This is a genomic window from Phytoactinopolyspora endophytica (assembly GCF_004138495.1).
In the GTDB taxonomy this organism is placed as follows: Bacteria; Actinomycetota; Actinomycetes; order Jiangellales; family Jiangellaceae; genus Phytoactinopolyspora; species Phytoactinopolyspora endophytica.
This window is the reverse complement of record NZ_ML142866.1, coordinates 49,564-53,012: the sequence shown is the minus strand read 5'-3', so window position 1 is coordinate 53,012 and position 3,449 is coordinate 49,564. Positions and strand designations below refer to the sequence as shown.

Sequence of the window (3,449 nt, the reverse complement as noted above, 5' to 3'; positions counted from 1 at the left end):
CCGGTCTGCCCCACCGGGAGCGGGACAGGCGCATATGCCCTCCGAGTCGGGAGGTGAAAAAGGGGGCTCGTGAGCGCGCTGGTGGCCGAGTTCACCGGCGAACTCGAACGCCTGACGCGGCTGGCCACCAACTGTGTGGACGCCGATGGGGAGGGGTTGGCGGCGGTGGAGCTGGCGATCCGCACGGCCATGATGCAGCTGGGCTGCTCGTTGTTGGAGCGGCTGCTGGCCGTCGATCCCGGTCATCACGGCCCGCGTATCGTCTGCGGCGCCGGGCATGCCGCACAGTTCGTCGGCTACCGGGTCAAGATCGTCGACACCGTGCTCGGTTCGGTGCAGCTACGTCGCGCCTGGTATCACTGTGCCGAGTGCGGGCACGGGTGCTCGCCCAGAGACGACGGGCTCGGTGTGGCCGGGATGTCATTGTCGCCGGGACTACGCGCCATGATCGCTCGGGCCGCCACGGCGGTGCCGTTCGCCAAGGCCCGTGAGCTGCTGGCCGATCTGGCCGGGGTCGAGTTGACCACGAAACGCGTCGAACGCGCGGCTGAAGCCGACGGCGCCGCGGCCGAGCAGGCCGCGCGGGCCGAGACCGCGGCGATCCTGGCCCGCCGGGTGGTGCCACTGCCGCCATCGCCGATGCCGGACAAGCTGTATGTCGCCATCGACGGCACCGGCGTGCCCATGATCCCGACCGAGACGGCAGGCCGGACCGGCAAAGCCGACGACGGCCGAGCCCGCACCCGCGAGACCAAGCTCGCCTGCGTATTCACCCAAACCCGCCTCGACGACGACGGCCGGCCCATGCGTGACGACGACTCGGCCAGCCACGTGGCCACCTTCGACCCCGCACCCGAGTTCGGTCGGCTCATGGCCGCCGAAGCCCGTCGCCGCGGCGCCAACCACATCCGCCAACTCATCGTCCTCGGCGACGGCGCCCCCTGGATCTGGAACCTCGCCAACACCTGGTTCCCCGAAGCCACCCAGATCGTCGATCTCTACCACGCCCGCGAACATGTCCACGACATCGCGAACCTGCTCGCCCCCACCCTCGGAGAAGACCACCAGGGCTGGCTCGCCGAACGCCTCGACGAACTCGACAACGGTGACATCGAGACCCTCGTCGCCAACTGCTACGCGCCGCTACCTCCCAACGGCAAGGCCCACTTCCTCGACAAGACCCTGCCCTACTTCAAAACCAACGCCCATCGGATGCGCTACAACGTCTACCGCGAACTCGGCATGTTCGTCGGCTCCGGAACCGTCGAGGCCGGCTGCAAAGCCATCATCGGCCAACGCCTCAAACTCTCCGGCATGCGCTGGAGCATCCCCGGCGCCACCAGCATCCTCACCCTCCGCTGCCACGACGCCAGCGGACGCAACGACCAGATCTGGCAGCGACCACACAACCAGATCACCGCGGCATAACCCGATCACCCACAAATCTGTCGCACACCCTGTGTCACGGCGAGCTCGGGCAGCGGTGACCGCAGAACCGATAGCTAGAGTTGGACCCATGAGCTCTGGCGTGATCGATCTCCGCAGTGACACCGTGACCCGGCCGACGGAACAGATGCTGGCGGCGATGGCGGCCGCGGAGACGGGTGACGACGTCTACGGCGAGGACCCGACGGTCAACGCGCTCGAGGAACGGGTGGCGGCGCTGCTCGGACACGAGGCCGGGCTGTTCACGATGACCGGCTCTCTGGCGAATGTCCTCGGGATACGCGGCTGGGTGGCGCCGGGGCACGAGCTGCTGTGCGAGTCGCGGGCCCACGTCGTCCGGGCCGAGCTGGGAGCGCATGCCGCGATGCACGGGGTGACGACGCGGACCTGGTCGCATTCCCGCGGACACGTCGATCTGGAGGCGATCGGCCGGATGATGGCGCCCGACGCCGGGCCGTACCTAGTGTCCACGGCCGCCGTCGCGGTGGAGAACACCCACAACTTCGCCGGTGGGACGATCCAGCCGCTGGATCAACTCGAGGGATTACGCAGCGTCGTCGATGGGACGGGGATCCGGCTGCATCTCGACGGGGCGAGGATCTGGAACGCACAGGCGGCGACCGGTACCCCCGCGCGAGGGTACGCATCGCTGTTCGACTCGGTGTCGGTCTGCCTGTCCAAAGGGCTCGGCGCACCGGTCGGGTCGGTGCTGGTCGGCCCGGCGGACATGATCGCCGAGGCCAGGGTGTGGCGCAAGCGGCTCGGTGGTGGCTGGCGGCAGGCGGGCCTGCTCGCCGCGGCAGGGCTGCACGCCCTCGATCACCACATCGACAGGCTCACCGAGGACCACGCAAACGCCCAAGTGATCGCCGAGCTCATCGCGGACGCGGACGACGCAGTCGTGGACCGGGCGTCAGTGGAGACGAACATCGTGCTGCTGATGGTGGGGGAGCGGGCGGAACGGCTCGTGTCGGAGGCCCGGGACGCGGGTGTGCTGACCGGCGTCGTCGGGCCTGGTGTCGTCCGGTTGATCACCCATCTCGACGTGACGGCGGCCGACGCCAGGAAGGCAGGGGAAATCCTGGCCGACCTCATCCGCCGCCCGTCCTAAAAATGATCATGGCAAGAGGCGCGGCCTCTACGTAGGTTTCCTCGTGCGATAACAGGTCTGCAGGCATGGGAAGGCGCGAGAAGACCTACTTCACATGATCATTTAGGGTGCGGACGTGTTCGCGGAAAGCTCGGACGGCAGGCGTCGACCATTGGTCTCTGGGCCAGGCCAGCCCGACGGTCCGGGTGACCTTCGGCGTGAGCGTGACCTCGACGAGGCCGGCGGGCGTCGCGGGGCCGAAACGCGGAAGCAGGGCGACGCCCAACCCTGCGACGACGAGCCCGCGGACAGTGTCGGACTCCTGGCCTTCGAAAGCGATCCTGGGCGTGAACCCGGCGTCGGCGCACATCCGGTCCATGATCTGCCGGAGGCCGTAGCCGCGCTCCAGCGTCACGAACTCTTCCTCGGCGAGCTCCGCGAACCGGACCCGGCGGCGGGAGGCGAGCGGGTGTCCTTCCGGCACCGAGAGAAGCAACTCCTGCTCCGCGACGGCGAACCCGGTCAACAACGAGTCCTCGGTGGGAAGCGGAGCCACCAGCGCCAGATCGACGTCGCCGGACCGGAGCTGGTCGAGGACGTGCTGGCGTGATCCCTGCACGAGGGTGAACCTGACGCCCGGATGCGTGGCTCGGAAGTCACTCAGCAGATTCGGCACCAGGGAACGGCCCAGCAGGTGCAGGAAACCGAAGACGACGTGCCCGCTGTCCGGCGTGATCTCCTCGCGGGCCTGCCGGCAGCCGGCTTGAAGAACCGTGATCGCCTCGGCCGCGGCCTCGGTGAGTATGGAGCCCGCCCTCGTGAGCCGGATGCCGCGTCCAGCCGGCTGGACGAGCGGCGATCCCAACGCAGCACCGGCCGCTGCCAGCCGCCGGCTGACGGTGGGCTGGGGGAT

General features: G+C 68.9%; 3 protein-coding genes. 2 read left to right on the top strand and 1 reads right to left on the bottom strand.

Annotated features, from left to right (window positions below):
• The first annotated feature begins 69 nt into the window (after window positions 1-69).
• Entirely contained in the window at window positions 70-1,428 is a 1,359-nt protein-coding gene (locus ELR45_RS27180) for an ISKra4 family transposase (RefSeq protein ID WP_129669124.1), read from the top strand.
• Between the two features lie 88 nt (window positions 1,429-1,516).
• Window positions 1,517-2,557 carry a threonine aldolase family protein gene (locus ELR45_RS27175; RefSeq protein WP_129669123.1) on the top strand — a complete coding sequence of 347 codons (1,041 nt, stop codon included), beginning with the start codon at window positions 1,517-1,519 and terminating at the stop codon, window positions 2,555-2,557.
• A gap of 85 nt (window positions 2,558-2,642) precedes the next feature.
• Here the strand turns inward: ELR45_RS27175 and ELR45_RS27170 are convergent.
• Window positions 2,643-3,449: LysR family transcriptional regulator (locus tag ELR45_RS27170; RefSeq protein WP_205857358.1), on the bottom strand; the 807-nt coding region annotated here is incomplete at its 5' end.